Genomic DNA, 24,447 nt, shown 5'->3' on the forward strand with positions numbered 1-24,447 from the left:
GGCTCCGGCACGTCCGGTCAATCCTGCCGCGGCCCCCTCGATGCCCCGCCAACCTTTCAGCCATACCTGAATCCACAGGATCTTGACACCCGACGCGACCCTCGCCAAGCTGTGTGTTCCATAAACGGCACTGCGTTCAGTATTCTGAACAATGGAGGTTGCGGTCGTGAAACTGCCCGCGTTCGCGTACCAGCGAGCCGAGTCCCTCGAGGAGGCGACGGCGCTGCTGGCGAGCCACGGCGCGGACGCGCGGGTCCTAGCAGGCGGGCAGAGCCTGCTGCCGGTGATGGCCCTGCGCATGTCGCAGCCGGCTCTGCTCGTCGACATCACCAAAGCCGCTGACCTGAGCGGTCATGCCATCCAGAACGGGCGGGCGGTGGTCTCGGCCGCGGTCACCGCACGCACCGCCGAGCAGTCGGCCGGACATCCGCTGCTGACCGAGTGCCTCGCCAAGGTCGGCCACGTCGAGATCCGCACCCGAGGGACCGTCTGTGGCGCGGTCGCCCACGCTGACCCGGCTGCCGAGCTGCCCGCGTTGCTGCTGGCGCTGGACGGTGCGGTGCGGGTCGCGAGCGACACCCGTAGACGCAGGGTGGCCGCCGCCGACTTCTTCCTCGGCCCGTATCTGACAGCGCTCGAGGAGGGCGAGCTGGTCGCCGGCATCGAGCTGCCGGAGCTGGCCCCGACCGCACGGGCGTCCGTGCTCGAGATCGCCCGCCGCGACGGCGACTTCGCGCTGGTCGGCGTCATCACCGTGCTCGACGCCGGACCGGACGGACGCTGCACCGACGTCCGCATCGCCCTGTTCGGGGTGGCCGGCACCGCCAAGCGGGCCACCGTCGCCGAACAGGTACTGGTCGGCGCGGAACTGACCCCGCAGATGCTGACTGAGGCCGCGGCGTACGCGTTCGACGGCTTCGACGTGGTCGGTGACCTGCACGGATCCGCGACGTACCGGCGCAAGGCCGGGGTTCGCCTCGTCGAGAAGTCCTTGCGAGCAGCGCTTCCTCTGGAGGTAACCCATGCATGACGCCAACGAGCCGGCACCAGTGTCGATGACGGTGAACGGGCATCGGGAGGCCGCGCGGGTCACGCCGCGCACCACGCTCGCCGACTGCCTCCGGCACGACCTGCACCTGACCGGCACGCACCTCGGCTGCGAGCACGGCGTGTGCGGCGCCTGCACGGTGCTGCTCGACGGCGCGCCCGTGCGGAGCTGCCTGACGCTCGCGGTGCAGGCCGACGGCGCCGCCGTCGAGACAGTCGAGGGTCTTTCCGAACGGGACGGCAACGAGGCGGTCATGCATCCCCTGCAGGAGAAGTTCTGGCAGCACCAGGCGCTGCAGTGCGGGTTCTGTACGTCGGGTTTCCTGATGGCCGGCGTCGTCGCCGTCGAGGAGGAGCCGACGATGTCGCGGGAGCGGATCCGGGAGCGGCTGTCCGGCAACATCTGCCGCTGCACCGGCTACCAGCCGATCGTCGACGCGGTCGTGGAGTACTCCGAGGAGCGGAGCCGGCATGAGTGACAACACGACAGCCGTCGACACCTCGACGTGGGTCGGCCGGCGCGTACGGCGCGTCGAGGACCCGAAGATCCTGCTCGGTCGGGGGAAGTACGCCGACGACGTGACGCCGGCCCGCTGCCTGCACGCTGCGTTCGTCCGCGCGCCGCTCGCCCACGGAACGATCACCCGGCTCGACGCCGATGCAGCCCGCGCGCTCGACGGCGTACATGCGGTGTTCACGGCCGACGACGTCAACAAGGTGTGCCGGTCGTGGAAGGGCCTGCTCGACTGGCCCGGGCTGGTGTCCGGCGACCAGCGGCCGCTCGCCACCGGCAAAGTCCACTACGTCGGCGAACCGGTCGCGATCGTCGTCGCCGAGAGCAGAGCTGTCGCCGAGGATGCGCTCGAGCTGATCGAGGCGGAGTACGACGAGTTGCCCGCGGTCGTGGACTCGGTGGCGGCGGTGACGGCCACCTCGGGGTTCGTGCACGAGGAGCTCAGCACGAATCTCGCGTTCGAGGGCAACTTCGGCGGCGGCGATGTGGCCGCGGCGTTCGCGGCAGCGGACGAGATCGTCGAGGTCGGCATCTCCACCGCCCGGCATACCGCGACCGCGATCGAGCCGCGCGGCGCGGTCGCCGAGTTCGATCCGACCGCGCGATCGCTGACCGTGCGGCTGTCCACGCAGGCGCCGCACATGCTGCAGTCGACGTTCGCCGAACTGCTCGGCCTGCGCGAGTCGAATGTCCGGATCCTCACCGACGAGGTCGGCGGCGCGTTCGGCATGAAGGCGCACGTGTACCCGGACGAGCTCGCCACGTGTGTCGCGTCGATCCTGCTCGGCCGGCCGGTGAAGTGGATCCAGGACCGGGTGGAGGCGCTGCAGTCCGACACACAGTCTCGCGACGAACGCGTCTCGGTGGCGCTCGCGCTGTCCAAGGACGGCACGATCCTGGGCCTGCGCTCCGAGGTCGTCAGCGACGGCGGCGCGTTCTCCGTCTATCCGCGCAGCATGGTGACCGAGGGCGTCCAGGTAGCGACGATCATGCCCGGCCCGTACCGGGTCCCGGCGTACGCCGGACACCTGCGGGTCGCGATCACCAACAAGGCTCCGCTCGCGGTGTACCGCGGTGTCGGCCACCCGGTCGCGATCCTCGTGATGGAGGCGGTGCTCGACGAGGCCGCCCGGCGCCTGGCGATCGACCCTGCTGACCTGCGGCAACGCAACCTGATCGCGCCGGACGAGCTGCCATACACGTCGATCACCGGCCACGTCTACGACTCCGGCTCGCATCAGGAGGCCTTCGCCCGGCTGCTCGAGCGAGTCCCGGCGCGCGAACCGGCACCCGGCAGGCTGCTCGGCATCGGGCTGTCGTGCTTCGTCGAGGTCACCGCGCCCGGCGTCGCGTTCTACGGTGCCCGCGGCGCGCCGATCACCGCGCACGACCAGGTGGAGGTCCGCGTCGAGGCGGACGGCTCGGTGACCGTGCTGCTCGGTACGCCGGGTCAGGGGCAAGGCCTGCACACGACGGCCGCGCAGGTGGTCGCGGACCACCTCGGCGTCTCATTCGACCGCATCACTGTGATCTCCGGCGACACGAAGACCGTGCCCCACGGGACTGGGGTGTGGGCGTCCCGCTCCGCCGTGGTCAGCTCCGGCGCCGCGGCATCGGCCGCCCGCGAGGTGCGGGACCGGGTGCTGGCGATCGCGGGTCACCTCCTCGAGATCGATCCGAGTGACCTCGAACTGACGGACGGGTCGGTGCGCGTCAGCGGCGTACCGACTGTGCGGATGGGAATCCAGGAGGTCGCCGAGGCCGCGCACTGGCGCACGCACAAGCTGCCGGAGGAACTGCGGATCGGGCTGTCGGTGGTCGGTGAGTACGTCGGCCCGAACGTCACCTTCAACAACGGCGCGCACGCGGCGGTGGTGGAGGTCGAGGAGGACACCGGCATCGTTCACCTCGTCGACTACTACTGCGTCGAGGACTGCGGTGTCCTGATCAACCCGACCATCGTGGACGGCCAGGTCCGCGGCGGCGTCGTACAGGGCGTCGGCGGTGCGCTGTATGAACGGCTGTACTACGACGAGAACGGGCAGCTACTGACCTCCACGCTGCTGGACTACCTGCTGCCGACGGGTCCGGAGCTGCCGGACATCGACGTCACGCACATCCAGACTCCGAGCCCGAACACCAAGCTCGGCACGAAAGGCGCAGGCGAGGCGGGCGCGGCAGGCGCGCCGGCCGCCGTACACAACGCGGTCAACAACGCGTTGGCGCAACGGAACGCTCGCGTGTGGCACCAACCGATCACACCGGAACGGGTGCTGCGCGCTCTGGACGAGGCCGCGGGGGCGAAGTGGCCGGACGACCCGGACACACCGAGCCTCCCACCCCTACCCACTCTCCAGAAAGGACAGTGATGTCCGGGAGCGAGTTACTTCTCACCACGTTCAACGGCCTCAGTTTCGCCGGTCTGCTCTTCCTCGTCGCCAGCGGCTTCACGCTGATCTTCAGCCTGATGGGCGTACTCAACCTGGCGCACGGCACCTTCTACCTCTGGGGCGGCTACCTCGGCCTGGTCACGCTCGGCGCGACCGGCAGCTGGCTGTTGGCACTCCTGGTCGGGGCGCTCGGCGTCGCGGTCGGCGGCGGCATCCTCGAGCGCGTCGTCTATCGGCGGGTCCGTGGGATGGAACTGTCCGAGGTCCTGCTGTCGGTCGGCATCTCACTCGTGCTCGCCGACCTCGCGCTCGCCCAGTTCGGCGGCGACTCGCTCACCATCGACCCGCCGGACGCGCTCGCCGGCAGTGTCGCGATGGGTGAGGTCGTCGTGCCGAAGTTCCGGATCGCCGTGATCGTCGCCGCCATCGTTGTCGCGATCGGGCTGTGGGTGCTGCTCAAGCGCACCAAGGTCGGCGCGATCATCCGTGCCGGTGTCGACGACGAGGAGATGCTCGACGCGCTCGGCGTCAACGTACGGCGGGTCGCGGCCGGCGTGTTCGTGCTCGGAGCGTTGCTGGCCGGAGCGAGCGGCGTCGTCGGCGGCGTGTTCTTCGGCCTCTATCCCGGCGCGGACGCCGAGATGCTGCTGTTCGCGCTGGTGGTCGTCGTGGTCGGTGGGCTCGGCAGCCTGCAGGGCGCCGTACTCGGCGGTCTCGCGGTCGGCCTGGTCTACAGCTTCGGTGTGACGCTGGCGTCCGACCTCCTGTACTTCATCCTGTTCGGCCCGATGCTGCTCGTGCTCGTCGTGCGGCCGCGCGGACTTCTCGGAGGGCGGCACTGATGTCCAGAAAAGCAGCTGTGCTCGTCGCCCTCGCGATCCTCGGCCTGTTGGTCCCGTACGTCACCGGCCAGTACTGGGTCGGCATCGCCACCGAGGCGATCATCTTCGCGATCGTCGCACTCGGCCTCAACGTCCTCATCGGCCACGCCGGGCTCGTCTCGGTCGGTCACGCCGGGCTGTTCGCGGTCAGCGCGTACACCGCGGCGCTGACCCAGACCCGCTACGACCTCGGCTTCCTCACGTCCGCGCTGGTCGCGGTGCTGGTCACCATCGGCGTCACCGCGATCTTCGCGATCGCCGCCGTACGCACCTCCGGCATGTACTTCCTGATGATCACCCTCGCCACCGGCATGCTCATCTGGGGCCTCGCGCACCGGTACTCGGCGCTGACCGGCGGTGAGAACGGGGCGCTGTCCGGCGTCCGGCCCGACGGCTTCAGCGAGTACTACCAGTACTACTGGCTCGTGCTCGCGGTGTTCGTGGTGGTCGCGGCCGCGCTGTGGCTGTTCCTCCGGTCCAGCGCCGGGATCCGCATCCGCGGCACCCGTGACAGCGCCACCCGGATGACCAGCATCGGCTACGCGCCGTCCGGGCAGCGGTTCGTGGCATACCTCGCGTCCGGCGCGGTCACCGCGATCGCCGGAGTGTTGTACGCCGGCTACTACCCGGTGGTCAGCCCGTCGACCGCCCACCTGTCCACGTCGATCCTGTTCATGCTGATGGTGATCGTCGGCGGCTCCGGCATGTTCCTCGGCCCCGCACTCGGCGCGATCCTGCTGACGGTGATGCGGGCCGCGGTGTCCACGGAGACCCCGCGCTGGCCGACCGTCATGGGCATCCTCCTGATCGTCGTGGTCCTGTTCGCCCGCAACGGCATCACCGGCACCGTCGCACAGTGGCTGAAGTCCCGGCGGGCCAAGAAGCTCGCGGCCACCGTCGCCGTTGCCGGCGCGCTGACCGCGTGTGCGCCCGCTCTCGCCAACGACACCGATGCGAACCGGACGACCGGTCCGATCACCGTCGGGTACGTCGACAGTCTGTCCGGCGCACTAGCCGGAGCCGGGCAGGACATGTTGCAGGGCACCCAGCTCTGGCTCGCCGAGCACGGCAACAAGATGGCAGGCCGGGACGTCAACCTGCTCGTCGAGGACGACCAGGGGTCGACGGAGACCGGCGTACAGGTCACCAAGCGGCTCGTCGAGCAGAAGCAGGCCGATCTGGTGATCGGCCCGCTGGCCGGCAACGTCGGCGTCGCGCTCGGCCGCTACGTCACCACCACCCAGGTGCCGTTGGTCTACCCGATCCCCACCAGCGACATCTTCGTGCACGACTCGTATCCGAACGTCTTCCCGCTCACCGGCACCGCACCGCAGTTCAACGTGCCGCTCGGCACCTGGGCCGCGGAGGCGGGACACAAGAAGGTCGTCACGATCTGCTCGGACTACACGTTCGGGCAAGAGGTGTGCGGCGGGTTCGCCAGTGGCCTCAGCGCGTCGGGCGGCTCGCTGGCCGGACAGCTGTGGCCGCCGCTGGGCAGTTCCGACTTCGCGCCGTTCATCTCACAGCTGCGCCAGTCCGACGCGGACGCCGTGTTCGTCGGGTTGATCGGCGCGGACAGCGTCAAGTTCCTCAAGGCGTGGCGCGACTTCGGCATGGACGGGCGGATGACGCTGCTCGGCTCCGACCCGTCGTTCGACCAGGCGGTACTGCGGGGTGTCGGCAAGTCCGCGATGGGTCTGGTGTCGATCGGGCACTACGCGGAGGGCCGTGACTCGCCGGCGTCCGGCAAGTTCGCCGCCGCGTTCCAGAAGAAGTACGGCAAGCTGCCGAGCTACTACGCGGCGAGCGGCTACCTCGCCGCCGACTGGACCGCGCGCGCCCTCGAGGCGAACGGCGGGAAGGTCGGTGACGCGACCGACTTCGTCCACAAGCTGCGGACGATCTCCTACACCGACAGCGTGTTCGGCCCGATCAAGGTCGACGACCGCGGCCAGCCCGTCTACACGGTGTACCTGCGCAAGGTGAAAGCGGGCCCCGGCGGGCTGCCGTGGAACACGGTCACCGAAGAATTCCCCGACGTCGGCGCCACCGGCGGACTGTCCTACGACGAGTACCTGAGCCGGCCCGTGTTCTCCCGCGAGTTCCAAGGGGTGACCCCATGACTCTCACACTGACCAGCGTCGGCCGCGAGTACGGCGGCCTGCGCGCCATCGATGACGTGACGTTCGAGGTGCGGTCCGGCGAACGAGTCGGCGTGATCGGCCCGAACGGCGCAGGCAAGACCACCCTGTTCCGGGTGATCGCGGGCGGCGAGCGAGCCAGCAACGGCAACCTGAAGTTCAACGGCCGCGACATCTCCCGTACGCCGGCCCGCCGCCGCGCCCGGATGGGCATCGGCCGCACCTTCCAGATCACCGAGTTGTTCACGACGCTGACCGTCGCGGAGAACCTGCGGCTCGCCGCGCGTGGCCGGCCGCTCGACGAGGTGGTCGAGCGGTTCGGGCTCGGCGAGTGGCTGGACACCGAGGTCGCCGACCTCGGCTACGGGCAGCAGCGCATGGTCGAGCTGGCCGTCACGTTCGCGACCGGTGCGTCCGTCCTGCTGCTGGACGAACCCGCGGCCGGCCTCGGAGCAGGTGAGCGGGTGATCATCTCCAAGGCGATCAGCGACCTGCCGAACGACGTGACCGTGCTGCTGATCGAGCACGACATGGACCTCGTGCTCGGGCTCGTCGACCGGGTCCTGTGCCTGTCCAACGGAAAGCTCGTCGCGGACGCGCCGGCCGGCGAGATCCGGTCGCACGCGGCGGTCCGCGAGGTGTACCTCGGAAGGGGTGACGACGAATGAGCACCTTCACGGTGAGCGGGCTGTCCGCCGGCTACCAGGGACATCCGGTGATCTCCGATGTCGCGCTGACCGTCGCGCAGGGCGAGGCGGTCGCACTCGCCGGCCGCAACGGTATGGGCAAGACCACGACACTCAAAGCGTTGATGGCCCTGTCGTCGCCGCGCGTCACGGCCGGCAGTATCCGATTCGGACAGACGGAGTTGGCCGGGCGTAAGCCGCACGACGTCGCAAGGGCCGGGATCGGTTACGTGCCGCAGGGTCGGCGGATCTTCCCGAGCCTCACCGTCAGCGAGCACCTCGACGTGGTCGCCCGGCCTGGGCACTGGACGGTGAAGAAGGTGCATGACCTGTTCCCGCGGCTCGCGGAACGGTCCAGTCACCGCGCGGGCACGCTGTCCGGCGGCGAGCAGCAGATGCTCGCGATCGCGCGGGCGCTGATGACCAACCCTCGGCTGCTGCTGCTCGACGAGCCGAGCGAAGGGCTCGCGCCCCGAGTGGTCCGGCAGGTCGGCGACATCATCCGGCTGCTGCACGACAGCGGGGTCGGCGTACTGATCGCCGAGCAGGACCTTTCCATGGTGCGGCGGGTCTCCGACCGCGTGTACTTCATCGACCGCGGCAGCGTCGCCGCCGAGCTACCCACCAGTGAGCTGTCCGAACGGGACGACCTGCTCGACCTCTACCTCGGCGTGTGACGGGAAGGAACAAGTCGTGAAGACGATCAACCATTACATCGGCGGCGGGCCCGTCGCCGAGGCGCCGCCTGTCTGGACGGACGTCCACGACCCCGCACTCGGCGCAGTGTCCGGCCGGGTCGCGCTCGGCGGGGGCGAGGCGATCACGCACGCCGTCCGGGTCGCCGGCGACGCGCAGGCCGAGTGGGGCACGGCGTCTCTCGGCAGGCGGCAGCAGGTGCTGCTGGACTTCGTCCGGCTGGTGCAGGAGAACCGCGACGCGCTCGCGGCGACCATCACGTCCGAGCACGGCAAGACGCTCGCCGACGCGCAGGGCGAGATCAACGCCGGTCTTGACGTGGCGAAGTTCGCCGCCGGCATCCCGCACCTGATGAAGGGCGAGTTCAGTGAGAACGTGTCGCGCGGCGTCGACACGTACTCGATCCGGCAGCCGCTCGGCGTGGTGGCGGGCATCACGCCGTTCAACTTTCCCGTCATGGTGCCGATGTGGATGTTCCCGATCGCGGTGGCCTGCGGCAACGCGTTCGTCCTGAAGCCTTCGGAGAAGGACCCGTCGGCATCGAACGAGCTGGCCGCACTGGCTGAGCGGGCCGGTCTGCCGCCGGGTGTGCTGAACGTCGTACACGGCGGAGCCGACGCGGTGAACTCGATCCTGACGCACCCGGACATCGCTGCGGTGAGCTTCGTCGGATCGACTCCGGTGGCCAGGCACGTGTACGAGACCGCCGCGGCGCACGGGAAACGCGTGCAGGCGCTGGGCGGCGCGAAGAACCACCTCGTGGTGCTTCCGGACGCGGACCTCGACGCGGCCGCCGACGCATTGGTGTCGGCCGCGTACGGGTCGGCGGGAGAGCGCTGCATGGCGATCTCGGTCGCCGTCGCGGTCGGCGACATCGGCGACGCGCTGCGGGAGAAGCTGGTCACCAGGATCGGCAAGCTGTCCGTGGTGGACGGTCGAGTGACGGGCGCGGACATGGGCCCGCTGGTGACGGCGGAACATCTCGACAAGGTGCGTGGGTACGTCGCCGCGGGCGTCGAGGCCGGCGCGGACCTGGTCGTGGACGGCCGGGCCGCCGAGTTGCCGACCGAGGGCTACTTCCTGGCGCCCACCCTGTTCGACCACGTCGACGAGTCGATGTCGATCTACCGCGACGAGATCTTCGGGCCGGTGCTGGTCATGCTCCGGGCCGACAGCCTCGACGAGGCGATCGGGCTGGTGAACGCGAACGAGTACGGCAACGGCGTGTCCGTGTTCACCCGGGACGGCGTGGCCGCGCGGCGGTTCCAGCACGCCGTGCAGGTCGGCATGATCGGCCTGAACGTCCCGATCCCGGTGCCCATCCCGTACTTCCCGTTCGGTGGCTGGAAGAAGTCCCTGTTCGGCGACGCGGGTCAGTACGGCGAGGACGGCGTACGGTTCTTCACCCGTCGCAAGGTCGTGACCAGTCGCTGGGCCGAGACCGGCGGCGGACTCGACCTGCGCTTCCCGGGGGCGGCGGCCTCGTGAAGCTGACTCATGCGTTCGACGTGCGGCTGCCGGTGGACGAGGCGTGGCAGGTGCTCACGGACCTGGAGCGGATCGCCCCGTGCATGCCGGGTGTCAGCCTGACCGACACCACCGATGACGTGTATCGCGGCGGCCTGAAGGTGAAGGTTGGCCCGATCGCGGCGACGTACGAGGGCGAGGCCCGGTTCGTCGAACGGGACGTCGAGGCACGGACGGTGGTGTGGCACGCGACGGGTCGTGAGACCCGAGGCAAGGGCGGTGCGTCGGCCACTGTCACCATGCAGTTGGAGCCGGGCGCGGCGGGCACCCACGTCGCGGTCGCCACGGAGATGTCGATCTCGGGCCGCCTGGGTCAGTTCGGCCGGGGCGTGATCGGCGAGGTCAGCAACGGTCTGCTGAGCCAGTTCGTCACGAACCTGGAGAAGGAGATCGCCGGCGAACGGCGCCCGAGCGCGGTCACGCCACGTACCGCGGCGGCGCCCACCAGCCTGAACGGCGCCACTTCGACGCCGAAGAAGGTGGTCACGAACCTAGCTGAGGAGCCCTGGCCGGACGACGCCCCGGCCAGGGCTGTCGGCTGTTCCGCCAACGGCTCCGGGGGCGTCCCGGCGGAACAATCCCTCGACGTTCTCCGCGCTGTGGCGCTGCCGATGGCCAAGCGAGTGGGGCCCGTCGTGGCTCTGTTGGCGGGTCTGGTGCTGCTGATCCGACGGCTTCGGCGATGATCGTGGCGTGTCCGAAGTGAGTGGGAAGCCCACCGTGCCAGCTGTCGCCCGAGCCGCCCGTGCCCTGGAGGTGGTGTCGGACGCGCCGAACGGCCTGACCCTCAGCGAGATCGCCCGCGCCATCGGGGCGCCGAAGAGCAGCTGCCTCTCGGTCTGCACCACCCTCGTCGAGTCCGGGCTTCTCGTGCGCTCCGGCACCGGCCACTACCTGCTCGGCTGGAAGGTCGTCCAGCTGGGCCGCGCCTACCTGGCCCGCTCCGACATCGCCACGGAGTTCCGCCGGGTGGATGCAGAGCTGGGCCTGCTCCCGGAAGACACCATCCTGCTGTCCATCCTCGACGGCAGAAACGTGCTGTACGTCGGCACCCGACACGGCACCCGCCCGGTGGCGGTGCACTACGAGATCGGCATGCGGCTGCCTGCCCACTGCACCGCCAGCGGCAAGTCCCTGCTCGCCGCTCTGCCCGTCTCCGAACTCGACGTCCTGTACGCCGACAACCAGTTCGACGTACTGACCCAGCACAGCATCGCCAACAGGTCCAACCTGAACTGCGACCTCGACAACGTCCGCACCCGCCTCTACGCCATCGACGACGAGGAGACCGCGCTGGGCATGATCTGTGTCGGTGCCGCCGTCACAGACGGCTCCGGCCGCCCGGTGGGTGCCCTGAGCGTGAGCATGGTCAAAGCGGCGGTGGACCAGCACCGCGGCAAGCAGGCCGCCGAGTCGCTGCTCCGGATGGCGCACGCGCTGACCGCCCGCCTCGGCGGCCCGGTGCATGCTCCGGTCACTGTCGACTCAGTCCCACTGAAGAACCGCCGCTCCTGACCGACTCCGCTACCGCAGCGTCCACGGCCGGAGCTTCTCGGGGTTGCGCACGGCCCAGATGTGCGTGATCCGGCCGGCTGCGATGTCGAACGCGTACACGGTCACGATCACGCCGTCCTGCTCGGCGACCAGACCGGGCTGGCCGTTGACCGTACGCTCCAGGATCGTCAGGCCGGCGTGCCTGTCGGCGAGCTCGACGAGGCCGCGCGCGAGCTGCCCGGCGCCTTCGAACGGGCGGCGCACGGTGGTGGCGAGGCCCCCGCCGTCGCCGGTTGCGGTGACATCGGGGTCGAGGAGGCCGACGAGGGCATTGATGTCCTTGGCTTCCCAGGCCTGCTTGAAGTTCCTGACGATGGCGGCCTGCTCGGCGGTCGGGGGTGGCGGTGTCTGCGAGGTCCGGATGCGCCGGCGGGCCGACGAGGCCAGTTGCCGGCAGGCCACCGGCGTACGGCCGACGATGTCGGCGACTTCGGCGAACGGGTAGCCGAAGACGTCGTGCAGGATGAAGGCGACGCGCTCGGCCGGCGTCATCGCTTCGAGTACGACGAGGAAGGCCATGCCGATCGACTCGTCGAGGGTGATGCGGTCGGCCGGGTCGGTGGTGGTGCCTTCCGCAGGCGCGGGCAGGGGCTCGGGGATCCAGTCGCCGACGTAGTTCTCCCGGCGGGCTCGTGCCGAGTTGAGCACGTTGAGGCAGATGCGGCTCGCGACCTTGGTCAGCCAGGCGCCGGGGGAGTCGATGGCCTGTTGCTGCTGTGGGGACAGGGCGTACCAACGGGCGTAGGTCTCCTGCACGGCGTCCTCGGCTTCGGCGAGCGAGCCGACGAGCCTGTACGCGAGGTTGATCAGCTGACGCCGCTCGCTCATGATCGCGCTCAGACTCTGATCGGGTCGGTCGATGGTCATGGTGTCGCGGGCTCCTTCGGTTGCGCCTGTCCTCACCACTCCGACAAATCAGCGCCCCCGAATGTGACGTCGCCTCACATTCCCGGCGCGTGCCTTGTCGGACCGGGTGAGACACCATCCCGCACACCGGAAGGAAGACCTCACATGTCCACGCCGATCACCACCGCCGTCACGACGGAGCAGGACACCATCGAGTCGCGTCTGCCCGACCTCACCAAGCTGTTCCCCGAGCTGGCAAAACTCTCCGGAGCCGCGCGCAGCGCCGTACGGAACGGGCCGGTTCCGCAGGCCACCATCAACCTGATGCTGCTCCGCGGCGCGCAGATCGTTGGCAGCACCTACCACTCCATCGCGATGACCGACAACCTGCGCAAAGCGGGGGAGACCGACCAGCGCATCACCGCCGTCGCGACCTGGCAGGACGCCCCGTTCTTCACCGACGCGGAACGGGTCGCACTGGAGATCATCGAGGCCGTCCTCACCCCGAACCCGTTCGGCGAACGCGTCCCCGACGAACTGTTCGCCAGAGCCTCCGCCCTGTACGACGACGAGGAGCTCTGGATCCTCACCATGGCCATCGGCCACTTCGGGATGTTCGTCCCGGTCGCCCTCATCGCCAAGCCCATCCCCGGCAGACCCATCGGCAAGAACTACAGCAGGTAACACCAACAGCCTCAGCCTGGTTCAGTTGTCGCGCTCGTTGGCCGGCTCGACTCGCGGACGATGATGTCGTGCGCGACGGTGTAGACGCGGGCCGGGTCCCGGTTGCCCTCGATTCTGCTGATCAAGGCCTCGAATGTCTTGTCCGCAAGGAGATCCAGGTCGGTGGCAACACTGCTCAGACTGGGGGACAGGTAGCGTCCGTCGATGATGTTGTCCCAGCCGATCACGGCCACGTCCTCAGGCACCCGGACCTGGTGCTCGATGAAGGTCCGGATGGCGCCGATCGCCAGCAGATCGCTGGCGCAGACCAACGCGTCGATCTCGCCGATCCGGGGCAGTAGCTGCTCGGCCACCGCCGAACCCGACTCCCGGCTGTAGCGGTCGCAGCGGAGCAACCAGTCGTCGCGGCTCTCCAGGTCCAGCTCCCGCACCGCGGCGCGGTAGCCCTCGAGTCGTAACTGGCCGACGCTCGACGGCCGGGACGGATTGCCACCGACGTACGCGATCCGCCGCCGGCCGCCGTCGGCCAGATGCCGGACGACATCCCGGGCAGACTGCTCGTTGTCGATCGCGACGTAGTCCGCGGTGCCCTCACTCAGGTGCTCGCCGAGCAGCACCATCGGGGTGAACCGGCTCATGTCCGCCATCCGTCGCGGATCCACCGCCAGCGGGCTGTAGATCACCCCGTCGATGCTGTGGCCCGGATATCCGCCGGCGGCGCGCAGCTCGTGCTCGTCGCTGCGCCCGGTTTCGTCCGTGAAGACGGCGTACCCGTGCCGTTCCCCAGCCATGATCAAGGCGTGCGCCAACGCGCCCAGGTACGGCTCGTCGATCCGTGGTACGGCGAGGGCAACGATGTTGCTGCGGCCGCTCTGCAGTTGCCGTCCGACCAGTGACGGGGTGTAGCCCAGTTCGGCGATGGCGGCCTTGACCCGGGCCCGGGTCTCGGCCTTCACGTGCCGCCGTTCGTGGACCACGTTGGTCACGGTCTTCAACGACACCCCGGCCAGCTCCGCGACGTCCTTCAGCCGGGCCGGACGACCCGGTAGGCCGTTCTCAGGCGTCATCGTTGTCCCTTCGACTACCTCAGCCACATCTTGACAGAGCCCACGAGCCCGGTCAGCATACTTCTAACGTTAGAACTTCTAACGTTAGAAACGCTTCCGATGCAGTGCAACCGCCGACAGGGAAGTGGGCTCGTGAAGAAGATCGCGTACGTCGCCTCGATCATGCTGACCACCGGAGCACTCTTCGCCAGCGCGGCCTGCACCGGCGGCGCTGGGGGCGCCGGGTCCGGAACCGTCGAGCAGGACACCGGCAGCCGGCAGGAGATCCGGTACATGATCGGGCAGCCGGAGGATCCGGCGGATCTGGAGTTGATCAAGTCCGACCTGAAGACGTTCGAGTCGAAGAACCGGGGCATCACGGTGAAGCTCGACGTCATTCCGAGCGAGAACGTCCGGACCGTCCTGCAGACCCAACTGCGCTCCGGTGAGGGTCCCGACGTCTTCGGATACGACACCGGACCGGGCTTCGCCGGCGCACTGGCCAAGGCAGGGCTGGTGTACGACCTGACCAGTGCCTACGCCGAGCACAAGTGGCCGATCTACGACTTCGCCAAGAAGCGCGTCACCTTCGACGGCAAGATCGTCGGCGTGCCGAGCCAGATCGAGGAAGTCGGCATCTTCTACAACAAGACGCTGTTCGCGAAGCACGGGATCGCCCAACCGCAGAATCTCGCCGACCTGACCGCCGCGGCCGAGAAACTCAAGCAGAACAACGTCGTCCCGTTCGCCGTCAGCGACAAGGAAGGCTGGCAGGGCGGCCATCTGCTCAGCATGTCGCTGTCCAGCGCGGTCGGATCGAAGGGTATGGACGACCTGCTCAACGGCCGTACGTCGTGGAACACCCAGCCGGTGGTGGATTCGCTGGCGGTCTGGAAGCAGTGGAACGACAAGGGTCTGCTGACTCCGTCACCGGCAGCGGTCAGCTACGACAACGCGAACGCGCTGTTCTACTCCGGCAAGGCTGCCATGGACCCGACCGGCAGCTGGCTGGCCCTGGACATCGAGCGGAACGCCAAGTTCGACGTCGGCTTCATTCCGTTCCCGGCCCAGGACGGATCGGGCATCTTCAGCGGCGGTCTCGGGGCGGGCACGTTCGTCTCCGCGTCGACCACGAAAGCGGACGCGTCGATCAAGTTCCTGGACTATCTGCTCACCGCCGAACACGGCCGCTGGGCCGCCGAGAAGCTGCAGGACATCCCTGCCTATCCCATCGACACCGCCGGCATGAAGGCGTCGCCGTTGTTCAAGCAGGTCCTGGACGACTCGGCCAAGATCGCCGACGGCACCGGTGACTTCGGGTACAACATCGACGTTCTGACCACTGACGTCTTCAACAACGCCATGTGGAAAGGCATCCAGGGCATCCTCAGCGACCAGTCCGATCCGGCGAAGGTCGCCGCCCAACTGCAGACGGCGTACGAGAAGTCGGCGAAATAGGATGGGTGCCGTCAGCAACGTTCCTGCGGTCACTCGCAGGGCCCAGGCGCGACTCGGCATCCTGCTGGCGCTTCCGGTGGCGGTGATCACGGCGGTGTTCTTCGTGTTCCCGATGGTCAACGCGCTCTACTACTCGGTGGTCGACTTCGACGGCCTCGATCCGACACCGCCGTTCGTCGGGCTGAGCAACTTCACCGAGATGTTCACCGACTCCGCGACCTGGCACGCGCTGGGGAACAACGCGATCTGGATCGGGATCGGCACCGCTGCGCCGATGATCATCGGACTGCTGGTGGCCGTCCTGATCTGGTCCAGTCGCGGCGGTGGAGCGGCGTACCGGCTGCTGTTCTTCCTGCCGTTCATGCTGCCTGGGGTGGCGATCGGCATCGTTTGGGGCTGGATCTACGACCCGGTCAACGGCTGGATCAACCGGGTGCTCGGGGCTGTCGGTCTCGGAGGCTGGAGCCGCGGCTGGCTCGGGGATCCGGACACCGCGATCTTCGCCGTGCTCGTCACCGCGATCTGGGCGACCTGCGGCTTCGTCATCATGATCATCCTGTCCGCGCTGCGCAACGTCGACGTGGAACTCGTCGACGCCGCCCGGATCGACGGCGCGAATGCCGGCCAGCGGCTGTGGCACATCCTGTTGCCGCAGATCATGCCGGTCTTCCTGATGGTTCTGACCCTGACTCTGGTCGGTGGGTTCAGCGTCTTCGACATCATCTTCATCATGACCGGCGGTGGACCGGCCGATGCCACCGAGGTGCTCGGGACGTACGCGTACTCGAGCGCGTTCCAGCTCAACCGGATCAGCTACGGCACTGTGCTGGCGCTGCTGATCACGGTCCTGGCGGTGCCGTTCACCATCATGCTGAACCGTCTTCAGCGACGGCTCTCGCTGCAAGGGCTGGGGGCTTGATGGCCGATCTGCCTGTCGCCGTCTCCGGCCGCACTCGATCCAGCGAGCAGTTGGAGTTCCGCCGGCATGCGGTCCGCCGGTCCACGGATCTCGCCGTCCGCCACCTGGCGCTGATCGCGATGGCGGCGTTGACGCTGTTCCCGGTGCTGTTGATCATCTCCACGGCACTCAAGACACCGCAGGACGTGCGTAGCGATCCGTTCGGATTGTTCTCGTCGTTCTCACTGGAGAATCTGCGCTCGGCCTGGACCGTCGGGCGGTTCAGCAGCTATCTGCTGGACAGCGTGCTGCTGACTGTGCCCAGTACGGCGGTGGTGATCGTGATCTCGACGATGGCCGGCTACGCCTTCGCCCGATTGCCTTTCCCGGGGCGGACGGTCGCCTTCTATCTCGTCGTACTCGGGCTGCTGGTGCCCTTCTTCACCTACATGATCCCGCTGTACTTCCAGCTCCGGTCGATGGGCCTGCTGGACAGCCTGGTCGGCGCGAACCTCGTGCTGATCTCGACCAACCTGTCGTTCGGGACGTTCTTCATGCGGGCCTTCTTCTCCGATCTGCCCGAAGAGCTGGAGCAGGCGGCGCGAATCGACGGCGCCTCCGAGAGCCGCATCTTCGCGCAGGTGATGGTGCCGATGGTGAGCTCGGGTGCCGCCGCGCTGGCGGTCTTCACGTTCCTGAGCAACTGGAACAATTTCCTGGTGCCGTTGCTCTACCTGCCCAGCGGGAAGTACCGGCCCCTCACGGCCGGTCTGTACAACTTCACCGGCGGCCGCTCGATGGACATCGGGCCACTGGCGGCCGGCACCTTGATCACCATCGTCCCGGTGATCGTGATCTTCGTCGTCCTCCAACGCCAAGTCACGCAGGGATTCATGTCCGGCGCCGTCAAGGGCTGACTCACCGCACAACGCAGTTCCGAAGGAGACCTATGCCATCCCTGGTCAGATTCAGCTCACCTCGCGTCGCGGAGGTCGTGCCCGACATCGAGCGCACCCCGCAACCGGACGAGGTCCTGATTCGTACGTTGTACTCCGGCATCTCCGCGGGCACCGAACTGACGGCGTACCGCGGCAGCAACCCGTATCTGAACAAGCGATGGAACGACGACTCCCGGCTCTTCGTCGAGGGCGACACATCGATCAGCTACCCCGTCGACGGTTGGGGGTACGAGGAGGTCGGCGAGGTCGTCTCGCTCGGCGCCGCGGCTGACGGCGTCAACGTCGGAGACGTGATCTGGGGGACCTGGGGACATCGCAGCCAGACGGTCAAGAAGGCGGCCTGGGCTACGCAGCGGATCCTGGCCGCCGGCGTTGATCCGCGGGTCGGAATCTTCAGCCAGATCGGTGGGATCGCGCTGAACCTGGTGCTGGACGCCGACATCCACATCGGCGAGACGGTCGCGGTCTTCGGCCTCGGCGTACCCGGGCAACTGGCCGCTCAGTTGGCCCGGCTGAACGGCGGCCGGGTGATCGCGGTTGACGGGCTCCCTGCCCGCCGTCAACTGGCGCTGGACCTCGGCGCCGATGGTGTGCTCGATCCCGCTGACGGTGGGATCGCCGAGCGGATCCGTGACCTGACCGAAGGCCGCGGCGCCGATGTATGCCTGGAGGTGTCGGGCAGCTACCACGCCCTGCACGAGGCGGTTCGGTCGGTCGCGTACAGCTCCCGGGTCTGCGTCGCCGGCTTCATGCAAGGCGAGGGTGCGGGCTTGCGGCTGGGGGAGGAGTTCCATCACAACCGAGTGTCGCTGATCGGCTCGCAGATCTCGGGCGTCGCGCCGGCCTTGCAGCATCGCTGGAACTACGACCGACTGGCGAGGACCGCGATCCAGCTCGCCTCGGACAAGCGGCTGAACGTGACCGACCTGATCACGCACACCGTGCCGATTGCTCAAGCCGCGGAGGCCTTCCAGATGCTCGATGAACGTCCGCAGGATGCGCTGCAGGTCGTGCTCAGCTTCGACCAGGAGGTGAACTCATGAGCTTCCGGCTTGCGGCCGCGGAGCTGACGTTGCCCGGCGAGACGTTGGAGAAGAAGTTCGCCTTCGTGCGGACGGTCGGCTTCGACGGGATCGAACTGTCCGCCCGTGGCGACGGGATCTTCGGAGCGCGGATCGACGAACTGCGACGGGCCCGCGATGCCGGCGTACTGATGCCGACCGCGGTCGTCCACATGGACCACTTCATCGGAGACTTCGATGCCGACCGTCGCCGCGATGCGATCGAGCAGCTCAAGCTCCAGTTGAGCACGATCGTGGCGGCGGGCGGCACCGGCATCGTCTCGCCGCACGCCTTCGGTCTGTTCTCCCGACGGTTGCCGCCGTTCGTCCCGCCGCGCTCGGTGGAGGATTCCCGGGCGGCGCTGGTCGAGGCTTTGCGTGAGGTGGGTGAGCATGGCGAGTCCGTGGGTGCGAAGGTCTACCTGGAACCGTTGAACCGGTTCGAGGACTTCGTGATCAACCAGCTGGCCGATGCGGTCTCGGTGGTAGAGGAGGTCGGATCGCCCGGCGTCATGATCACCGCGGACACCTTCCACATGTCCATCGAGGAAGCCCGCGTCGGCGAGTCGATCAGGCAGGCCGCTTCGCTGATCGGCCACGTCCAGCTCGGCGACAGCAACCGCCTGGAGCCCGGTGCCGGCCACTACGACTGGCCAGAAACCCTGCGGGCCCTGGAAGCCATCGGCTACAGCGGCTGGCTGGCCATGGAATGCGGTCTCAGCGGCCCAGTCGACCAGGTCTTACCAAGGGTCGCCAAGCTGCTCTCACGCTGACCATCTTGTTGTTCTAAGCAACAAAAAGGAGGCGACGGCGCTTTCCTTCCGGTTGAAGTTAATGCGGGTCCGCGACCCTGTCAACCCCTGGGGCGAGTGGTTGACAGGCGCGGTGGGGGGAATTAACTTCAGCTGGAAGTAAAGCCGCTGACCCCCGACAAGGTGAGGCGTGTGACCGACCGTCTGAATGTGCTGGTCGTCATGGCTGACGAGCAGAGCTGGAACACGATGGGCTGGACCGGCAACCCCGCGGCGCGGACGCCGTACCTGGATGAGCTGGCGGGGGAGTCGACCGTCTTCGACGCGTGCTACACGCCGTTCCCGTTGTGCTGCCCGGCGCGGACGAGTCTGTGGACCGGTCTGATGCCGCGGCACCACGGCGTACTGGGGAACTGGCGGCCGATCGAACCACAGTTGCGTACGGCGGGGGTCGCGCAGGCCTTCGCCGCCGCGGGCTATCACACGCACTACAACGGCAAGTGGCACGTTCCCGGTACGACGCCGGAGCGGATGGGGTGGGCGGACAGCAGTGCGATTCCCGCCGTACTGCGTGGTCAGGATCGTGGCCGGTACATCGAGGAGTACCGGTCCTGGGCGGGCGAACGGGGGTACGCGTTCGACCCGGACCACATCGAGAACCTCACCGCACCCGACCTCGAGGCGCTGGCCGAGCGGCCGTACGCGACATCGAGCGTTCCACTGGAGTCGTTCCTCGAGAACTGGCAGTGCGACCGCTTCCTGGCCGGGCTCGATCAGCGTCCCGCGGACAAGCCGTGGCTGGCCGTGTGCTCGTTCAACGCACCGCACTTCCCGATGCTCGTCCCGAGCCCTTACGACAAACTCATCGATCGCAACCAAGTCCGGCTCCCCGAGAGCTGGTCGACGGGTACGGCGACCAAACCGCGCGAGGTGCGGGAGTCGCACTTCGCCCGCGACTTCGAGGGCCTCACCGAGCAGGACTGGATCGAGGTCACCAGCCACTACCTCGGACTGTGCGCACTCGTCGACAGCCAGTTCGGCCGGATCCGCCAGTACCTGGAGGACGCCGGCGAGTGGGACCGGACGGTCGTCGTCTTCACCTCCGACCACGGCGACCTGATGGGCGCCCACCGGCTGATGGAGAAGGGTCACTGGTTGCACTACGAGGAAGACCTCCGGGTGCCGTTGATCGTGCGTCACCCGGACGGCCGGCAGAGCCGCAACGCCAACTTCGTGTCGCTGTGCGACATCGGACCGACCCTGACCGAGGTCGCCGGGGTGCCCTGGCACGAATCACATGACGGGCGTTCGTTCGCGGCGATGCTCGGCACCGACTCGGCCGCACCGACGCGCGACTATGTGACCGCCGAGACGATGCTGCACGACGGGCGTCCCGGTGGGAACGGAGATCCGTTCCATGCAAGAGATTGGCAGTACCCGAGAGACAGTCTGAACCTGTCCGTCCGCACCGCGGATCATCGCTACATCTTCCGGTCTCACGACGAGGCCGAGCTGTACGACCTTGCTGCCGACCCCTGGGAGCAGCACAACATCGCGGCCACGGCCGAGGGAGCACCGACGGCGGCGTCGCTGGCCAAGCTCCTCGCGGACGAGGTGGCCGACGTACTTCCCGACGCCGCGGCCCTGGTCCGCGCCGGCTCATCGAAAGCGAAGGCCACATCATGACCCGCACACACCTGTCCCGGCGCACGTTCCTGCAGCTGGGTGCCGCGGCGGCCGGAGTCGCCGCCGTCTCCTCCTGCTCCCGCGGCCTCGGTGGCTCCTCGTCGGGCGGCGGCGGTTCCAGCGCGGCGCTGGAGGTGATGTTCTGGGGCGAGGGAGACCAGAACAAGAAGCTCATCGAGGCCCTCGACGTCTACCAGAAGAGCGAGGGTGCGGCGAAGGTCAACCCGCAGTACTCCGGGTTCTCGGGGTACTACGACAAGCTCGCCACCCGAGTCGCCGGCGGCAACCCACCGGACGTGTTCCAGATCCACCTGCCGTACCTGATGGAGTACGTCAAGCGCGGTGCGGTGCAGCCGTTGGACCAGTACAAGGACGATCTCGGCCTGGACTCGATGCCGGACTACGTGTCGACGACGATCAAGGCCGACGGCAAGTACTACTTCGCCCTGCTCGGCGCCGCGACCCAGCCGGCCATCATCGTCAACACGACGAAGCTGAAGGGACTCGGTCTGGCAGCGCCCAGCCCCGACTGGACGCTCGACGAGTACAAGGCCACGATGGCGGAGGTCTGGGGCAAGAGCGGTCACAAGCTGGCCGGTACGGCGGATCAGGGCGGCAGCCCGATCGGCCTCGAATCCTTCCTGCGCGGTCGCGGCAAGACGCTGTTCGGTGACGCCGGCTCGCTCGGGTTCAGTCAGGACGACATGGCGGCCTGGCTGCAGCTCTGGCAGGACCTGCGGGGCAACGGAGCCGCCGTACCGATGGCCTTGACCGCGGCTGCGACCGGGTTCCAGAACGACCCGGTGACGGTCGGCAAGGCGGCGTACACCGGTACGGCGACGTCGCGAGGTCTGCCGTCGATGCAGAGTCTGACGAAGGACACGTTGAGCCTCGGCACGTTCCCGTCCGGTGGTGCGGGCTCTCAGCCCGGCACGAACATCATTCCGGCCGGCTGGTTCGCGATCTCGCCCAAGTCGAAGAACATCGAGGGCGCCGTGTCGATGCTCAAGTGCCTCACCAGCAAGCCGGAGGCGGCCACTGCGATGGGACTGGCTCGTGGCGTCCCGATCCCCGAGGACATTCGCGCCACGATCGCGAAGTCCGCGACGGGCCTGAACAAGCTGGTGCTCGAGAACTATGCGCTGGTCGAGTCGAAGGGTCCGGCCGCCCTGCAGATGTACCCGCCCGGTGCGAGCAAGCTGCTGCAGACCTCGCTGCCGAACGCGAACCAGGTCGTCGGCTTCGGCAAGAGCACGGTGGCTCAGGCGGTGACCAAGTTCTTCGCGGACGCTCAGGCCGCGCTCAAGTGAGCCTCAAGTGAGCACTGCCTGCCAGGGCCGGCGGCCGCGGTCGGCGCAGCCGTTCGACGTCCGGCAGCAGAACTACTCGGCGATCCTGCGTGCGGTGATGCAGCACGGTCCGATCGCGCGGTCGGAGCTGTCCGGGCTCACCGGAATGGCGACGGGCACGATGACGAAGCTCACCGGGCTCCTCTCCGAGGCAGGTCTGCTGCGTGAGTTGCCGGCCGAATCCGGTCAGGGCGCGCTCGGCCGGCCGCGAACCCCGATGGTCGTCGACGATCGGGCCCATCGCGTGGTCGGCGTACATTTCGGACTGCGCCGCACCACCGTGTGCCTGCTGGATCTGCGCGGTGCGTTGCTGGCCGAGGTACGTCTCCCGCATCGCCGGCGCGGCTTCGAACCTCTTGTCGCCCAGGCGGTCGAAGGGATCCAGGAGCTGACTTCACGGACCCCGGGCAGGATTCTGGGTGTCGGGGCGAGCACCGGCGGCTGGGTCGATCGCGAAGCCGGTGTGGTGCGTGACCATCGAGTACTGCGGTGGCGGGACGCCCCGCTGCGGGATGCGCTGGCGGGCGGTCTGGGGATGCCTACGGAGGTCGACTCCAGCTTCCGGGCGCTGGCCATGGCCGAGCGCTGGTTCGGTGGCGCGCAGGGTGTGGACGATCTGATCGGTTTGTTCGTGGGGAACGTCGTGGGTGCCGGTTTCATGCTCGGCGGCCGCGTGTTCCCGGGCTACTGCGCGGCCGCGGGAACCGTCGATCACCTCTCCGTGGGTGTGACGGCCGACGAGGTCTGTTCCTGTGGACGGCGAGACTGTCTGCACGTGGCGGCCAGCGATCTCGCCGTACTCGCGCGTGCCCGCAAGGAAGGTCTGATCGGGACGCGCGGGACACTGGAGCGTCTCGTCCAGGCCGCCAGGGACGGCGATGCTCGTGCGGATGCTCTGTTGGTCGCGAGGGCGGAGCTGGTGGGTGTTGCGGCCGGCACGTTGATCGACATGCTCGACCCCGAGGTGGTCGTCGTCAGCGGCGGTGTGGTCGATGCGCCGGAGTACCTTCGGTCCGTCCAGCGGGGAGCCCGCGCGTACCTGCGCGACAAGCGCCCGGTGGACGTCGATTCGGTGGTCCGACTGAGCGCGTTCGGCACAGATGGCGTAGCGGTTTCCGCGGCCAGCGTGATCCTCGATCGGATCTACGCGGCACCGGCGGAGTTCGTCCCCGGACTGCTGGAGCTGCGCTATGGGTGACGTCGACTCGGCGGAAGTCTGGTCCTACCGGGCTTCGCGGCGCAGTACGTGGGTGATGGTCGAGGTGGTTGCCGACGGCGCCCGAGGTGTCGGCGAGCTCTCCGACGGAGCGCCGCTGGACGCCTTGGTGAACGCCGCGCGCTCGGTCAGCTCGGTGGTGAGCGGGCTTCCGTTGGACGTGGCCCGGACGACGCTGCGTCGACAGCTGGAGAAGCTGAGGACCGCCGGCGAGGACGCGTTCCTATGGTCCACCGTCCTCGGTGGATACGAGGCTGCCTTCGCGGATCTGCAGGCACGCCTCGAGGGCAGACCGCTCTCGACGTCCCTCGGCCTCGGCGAACCGCAGCCCGTGCGCCTGTACGCAAACCTCAACCGCAGGTACGGCGGTGACGGTCCGGAGGCGATCCTCGCGGCGACAGTAGATGCTGTAGGCAACGGATTCCCCGCACTGAAAGTGGCGCCGTTCCTAGACAACTACGCCCGTGGGATGTGCGGCGCCCAGTTGATTGACGCAGGCATCGAACTCGTCGCACGCGTCCGGGATGCGCTTCCGAGCGACGTACAGCTCATGGTCGACTGTCACCACCTCGTCCCCGCCGAACTGCTGGATGTCGTCGTCCGGGAGCTGGCGCCGATGGGGCTGCACTGGGTCGAGGACCTCGTGCCCATCGGTGACCGGCCCGGGATGGAAAGGGCAGCCGCCGGCGGACTCGCGCTGGCCGCGGGGGAGCACATCTGGAGTCCGGAGGTCGCTGCGGCCGCGTGTACCACTGGTGCACTCCGGTACTGGTTAGTCGATCCCAAGCACGCCGGCGGACCGGTCGGCGTCACACGGATCGCCGAGGCAATCGAAGGTACGCAACTCACGTTCCACAATCCGAGCGGTCCGATCGGCACCGCCCACGCGGCTCATCTCGCCGGACTGGCCGGTACGCCGACCTGGCTCGAGTTCGCGTGGGGCGAAGCGGATCGCACCGCCTTCCTCGAGCCTGCCGAGCCCGTGACCGACGGGATCATCCGGCCGACCGGTCCCGGCATCGGCTGCCGGCCTCGTTCCCGCCGAAAGGAGTGATC

General features: G+C 68.3%; 22 protein-coding genes. 20 read left to right on the plus strand and 2 right to left on the minus strand.

Features of this window, described 5'->3' with window-relative positions; all coding sequences use genetic code 11:
- Positions 1 to 166 precede the first annotated feature (166 nt).
- From AB0I34_RS07490 to AB0I34_RS07535, 10 genes are read left to right on the plus strand one after another with little or no spacing between them, the layout of a single operon-like run.
- A complete protein-coding gene (locus tag AB0I34_RS07490) occupies positions 167 to 1,030 on the plus strand; it encodes an FAD binding domain-containing protein (protein WP_360441009.1) in 864 nt (287 codons plus the stop codon).
- Entirely contained in the window at positions 1,023 to 1,526 is a 504-nt protein-coding gene (locus AB0I34_RS07495) for a (2Fe-2S)-binding protein (RefSeq protein WP_360441013.1), read from the plus strand. The genes AB0I34_RS07490 and AB0I34_RS07495 overlap by 8 nt, the downstream gene beginning before the upstream one ends.
- Entirely contained in the window at positions 1,519 to 3,930 is a 2,412-nt protein-coding gene (locus tag AB0I34_RS07500; RefSeq protein ID WP_360441016.1) for a xanthine dehydrogenase family protein molybdopterin-binding subunit, read from the plus strand. Before AB0I34_RS07495 ends, AB0I34_RS07500 begins: the two co-directional genes overlap by 8 nt.
- Positions 3,930 to 4,793 carry a branched-chain amino acid ABC transporter permease gene (locus AB0I34_RS07505; RefSeq protein WP_360441019.1) on the plus strand — a complete coding sequence of 288 codons (864 nt, stop codon included), beginning with the start codon at positions 3,930 to 3,932 and terminating at the stop codon, positions 4,791 to 4,793. The genes AB0I34_RS07500 and AB0I34_RS07505 overlap by 1 nt, the downstream gene beginning before the upstream one ends.
- Positions 4,793 to 6,955 carry an ABC transporter substrate-binding protein gene (locus tag AB0I34_RS07510; protein ID WP_360441022.1) on the plus strand — a complete coding sequence of 721 codons (2,163 nt, stop codon included), beginning with the start codon at positions 4,793 to 4,795 and terminating at the stop codon, positions 6,953 to 6,955. The genes AB0I34_RS07505 and AB0I34_RS07510 overlap by 1 nt, the downstream gene beginning before the upstream one ends.
- Entirely contained in the window at positions 6,952 to 7,641 is a 690-nt protein-coding gene (locus tag AB0I34_RS07515) for an ATP-binding cassette domain-containing protein (protein WP_360441025.1), read from the plus strand. The genes AB0I34_RS07510 and AB0I34_RS07515 overlap by 4 nt, the downstream gene beginning before the upstream one ends.
- A complete protein-coding gene (locus tag AB0I34_RS07520) occupies positions 7,638 to 8,336 on the plus strand; it encodes an ABC transporter ATP-binding protein (RefSeq protein WP_360441028.1) in 699 nt (232 codons plus the stop codon). The genes AB0I34_RS07515 and AB0I34_RS07520 overlap by 4 nt, the downstream gene beginning before the upstream one ends.
- Positions 8,337 to 8,352: 16 nt before the next feature.
- Positions 8,353 to 9,843: a CoA-acylating methylmalonate-semialdehyde dehydrogenase gene (locus AB0I34_RS07525; RefSeq protein ID WP_360441031.1), complete on the plus strand. Its 1,491-nt coding sequence runs from the start codon at positions 8,353 to 8,355 to the stop codon at positions 9,841 to 9,843.
- Positions 9,840 to 10,568 (plus strand): SRPBCC family protein, encoded by a 729-nt coding sequence (locus AB0I34_RS07530; protein ID WP_360441034.1) that lies wholly within the window; start codon positions 9,840 to 9,842, stop codon positions 10,566 to 10,568. The genes AB0I34_RS07525 and AB0I34_RS07530 overlap by 4 nt, the downstream gene beginning before the upstream one ends.
- Positions 10,569 to 10,575: 7 nt before the next feature.
- Positions 10,576 to 11,397: an IclR family transcriptional regulator gene (locus AB0I34_RS07535; RefSeq protein ID WP_360441037.1), complete on the plus strand. Its 822-nt coding sequence runs from the start codon at positions 10,576 to 10,578 to the stop codon at positions 11,395 to 11,397.
- 9 nt (positions 11,398 to 11,406) lie between these two features.
- Here AB0I34_RS07535 and sigJ read toward each other — a convergent pair whose 3' ends face one another.
- A complete protein-coding gene (gene sigJ / locus AB0I34_RS07540; protein WP_360441040.1) occupies positions 11,407 to 12,303 on the minus strand; it encodes an RNA polymerase sigma factor SigJ in 897 nt (298 codons plus the stop codon).
- Positions 12,304 to 12,447: 144 nt separating this feature from the next.
- Here sigJ and AB0I34_RS07545 point away from each other — a divergent pair, with 144 nt between their 5' ends.
- On the plus strand, positions 12,448 to 12,966 hold the full coding sequence (locus AB0I34_RS07545; RefSeq protein WP_360441043.1) for a carboxymuconolactone decarboxylase family protein: 519 nt from the start codon (positions 12,448 to 12,450) through the stop codon (positions 12,964 to 12,966).
- 11 nt (positions 12,967 to 12,977) lie between these two features.
- Here AB0I34_RS07545 and AB0I34_RS07550 read toward each other — a convergent pair whose 3' ends face one another.
- The gene (locus AB0I34_RS07550; protein WP_360441046.1) at positions 12,978 to 14,033 is read right to left on the minus strand and encodes a LacI family DNA-binding transcriptional regulator; all 1,056 of its coding nucleotides are present in this window, start codon (positions 14,031 to 14,033) and stop codon (positions 12,978 to 12,980) included.
- Positions 14,034 to 14,165: 132 nt separating this feature from the next.
- Here AB0I34_RS07550 and AB0I34_RS07555 point away from each other — a divergent pair, with 132 nt between their 5' ends.
- The 9 genes from AB0I34_RS07555 to AB0I34_RS07595 all read left to right on the plus strand — a co-directional run bounded on the left by AB0I34_RS07555 (position 14,166) and on the right by AB0I34_RS07595 (position 24,445).
- Complete coding sequence (locus AB0I34_RS07555; RefSeq protein ID WP_360441049.1) at positions 14,166 to 15,470, plus strand: extracellular solute-binding protein; 1,305 nt, start codon at positions 14,166 to 14,168, stop codon at positions 15,468 to 15,470.
- Position 15,471: 1 nt separating this feature from the next.
- Positions 15,472 to 16,389 (plus strand): sugar ABC transporter permease, encoded by a 918-nt coding sequence (locus tag AB0I34_RS07560; RefSeq protein ID WP_360441052.1) that lies wholly within the window; start codon positions 15,472 to 15,474, stop codon positions 16,387 to 16,389.
- Positions 16,389 to 17,285, plus strand: a complete 897-nt coding sequence (locus AB0I34_RS07565; RefSeq protein ID WP_360441055.1) for a carbohydrate ABC transporter permease — start codon at positions 16,389 to 16,391, stop codon at positions 17,283 to 17,285. Before AB0I34_RS07560 ends, AB0I34_RS07565 begins: the two co-directional genes overlap by 1 nt.
- Before the next feature lie 32 nt (positions 17,286 to 17,317).
- Positions 17,318 to 18,370, plus strand: coding sequence for a zinc-binding dehydrogenase (locus AB0I34_RS07570; RefSeq protein WP_360441058.1), 1,053 nt, complete (start codon positions 17,318 to 17,320; stop codon positions 18,368 to 18,370).
- Positions 18,367 to 19,161, plus strand: coding sequence for a sugar phosphate isomerase/epimerase family protein (locus tag AB0I34_RS07575; RefSeq protein ID WP_360441061.1), 795 nt, complete (start codon positions 18,367 to 18,369; stop codon positions 19,159 to 19,161). The genes AB0I34_RS07570 and AB0I34_RS07575 overlap by 4 nt, the downstream gene beginning before the upstream one ends.
- Before the next feature lie 171 nt (positions 19,162 to 19,332).
- The gene (locus AB0I34_RS07580; RefSeq protein ID WP_360441064.1) at positions 19,333 to 20,826 is read left to right on the plus strand and encodes a sulfatase-like hydrolase/transferase; all 1,494 of its coding nucleotides are present in this window, start codon (positions 19,333 to 19,335) and stop codon (positions 20,824 to 20,826) included.
- Positions 20,823 to 22,136 carry an extracellular solute-binding protein gene (locus AB0I34_RS07585; RefSeq protein WP_360441067.1) on the plus strand — a complete coding sequence of 438 codons (1,314 nt, stop codon included), beginning with the start codon at positions 20,823 to 20,825 and terminating at the stop codon, positions 22,134 to 22,136. The genes AB0I34_RS07580 and AB0I34_RS07585 overlap by 4 nt, the downstream gene beginning before the upstream one ends.
- 7 nt (positions 22,137 to 22,143) lie before the next feature.
- A complete protein-coding gene (locus tag AB0I34_RS07590) occupies positions 22,144 to 23,373 on the plus strand; it encodes an ROK family protein (RefSeq protein ID WP_360441070.1) in 1,230 nt (409 codons plus the stop codon).
- A complete protein-coding gene (locus AB0I34_RS07595) occupies positions 23,366 to 24,445 on the plus strand; it encodes an enolase C-terminal domain-like protein (RefSeq protein ID WP_360441073.1) in 1,080 nt (359 codons plus the stop codon). The genes AB0I34_RS07590 and AB0I34_RS07595 overlap by 8 nt, the downstream gene beginning before the upstream one ends.
- Positions 24,446 to 24,447: the final 2 nt, after the last annotated feature.

Source organism: Kribbella sp. NPDC050281 (genome assembly GCF_040655855.1).
Lineage (GTDB): Bacteria > Actinomycetota > Actinomycetes > Propionibacteriales > Kribbellaceae > Kribbella.

Bases quoted from the DNA above. Each gene is read 5' to 3' on its own strand.
- AB0I34_RS07520 (WP_360441028.1), top strand. From the start codon at position 7,638: ATGAGCACCTTCACGGTGAGCGGGCTGTCCGCCGGCTACCAGGGACAT.
- AB0I34_RS07500 (WP_360441016.1), top strand. From the start codon at position 1,519: ATGAGTGACAACACGACAGCCGTCGACACCTCGACGTGGGTCGGCCGG.
- AB0I34_RS07570 (WP_360441058.1), top strand. From the start codon at position 17,318: ATGCCATCCCTGGTCAGATTCAGCTCACCTCGCGTCGCGGAGGTCGTG.
- AB0I34_RS07510 (WP_360441022.1), top strand. From the start codon at position 4,793: ATGTCCAGAAAAGCAGCTGTGCTCGTCGCCCTCGCGATCCTCGGCCTG.
- AB0I34_RS07595 (WP_360441073.1), top strand. From the start codon at position 23,366: ATGGGTGACGTCGACTCGGCGGAAGTCTGGTCCTACCGGGCTTCGCGG.
- AB0I34_RS07495 (WP_360441013.1), top strand. From the start codon at position 1,023: ATGCATGACGCCAACGAGCCGGCACCAGTGTCGATGACGGTGAACGGG.
- AB0I34_RS07505 (WP_360441019.1), top strand. From the start codon at position 3,930: ATGTCCGGGAGCGAGTTACTTCTCACCACGTTCAACGGCCTCAGTTTC.
- AB0I34_RS07515 (WP_360441025.1), top strand. From the start codon at position 6,952: ATGACTCTCACACTGACCAGCGTCGGCCGCGAGTACGGCGGCCTGCGC.
- AB0I34_RS07575 (WP_360441061.1), top strand. From the start codon at position 18,367: ATGAGCTTCCGGCTTGCGGCCGCGGAGCTGACGTTGCCCGGCGAGACG.
- AB0I34_RS07560 (WP_360441052.1), top strand. From the start codon at position 15,472: ATGGGTGCCGTCAGCAACGTTCCTGCGGTCACTCGCAGGGCCCAGGCG.
- AB0I34_RS07585 (WP_360441067.1), top strand. From the start codon at position 20,823: ATGACCCGCACACACCTGTCCCGGCGCACGTTCCTGCAGCTGGGTGCC.
- sigJ (WP_360441040.1), bottom strand. From the start codon at position 12,303: ATGACCATCGACCGACCCGATCAGAGTCTGAGCGCGATCATGAGCGAG.
- AB0I34_RS07545 (WP_360441043.1), top strand. From the start codon at position 12,448: ATGTCCACGCCGATCACCACCGCCGTCACGACGGAGCAGGACACCATC.
- AB0I34_RS07565 (WP_360441055.1), top strand. From the start codon at position 16,389: ATGGCCGATCTGCCTGTCGCCGTCTCCGGCCGCACTCGATCCAGCGAG.
- AB0I34_RS07550 (WP_360441046.1), bottom strand. From the start codon at position 14,033: ATGACGCCTGAGAACGGCCTACCGGGTCGTCCGGCCCGGCTGAAGGAC.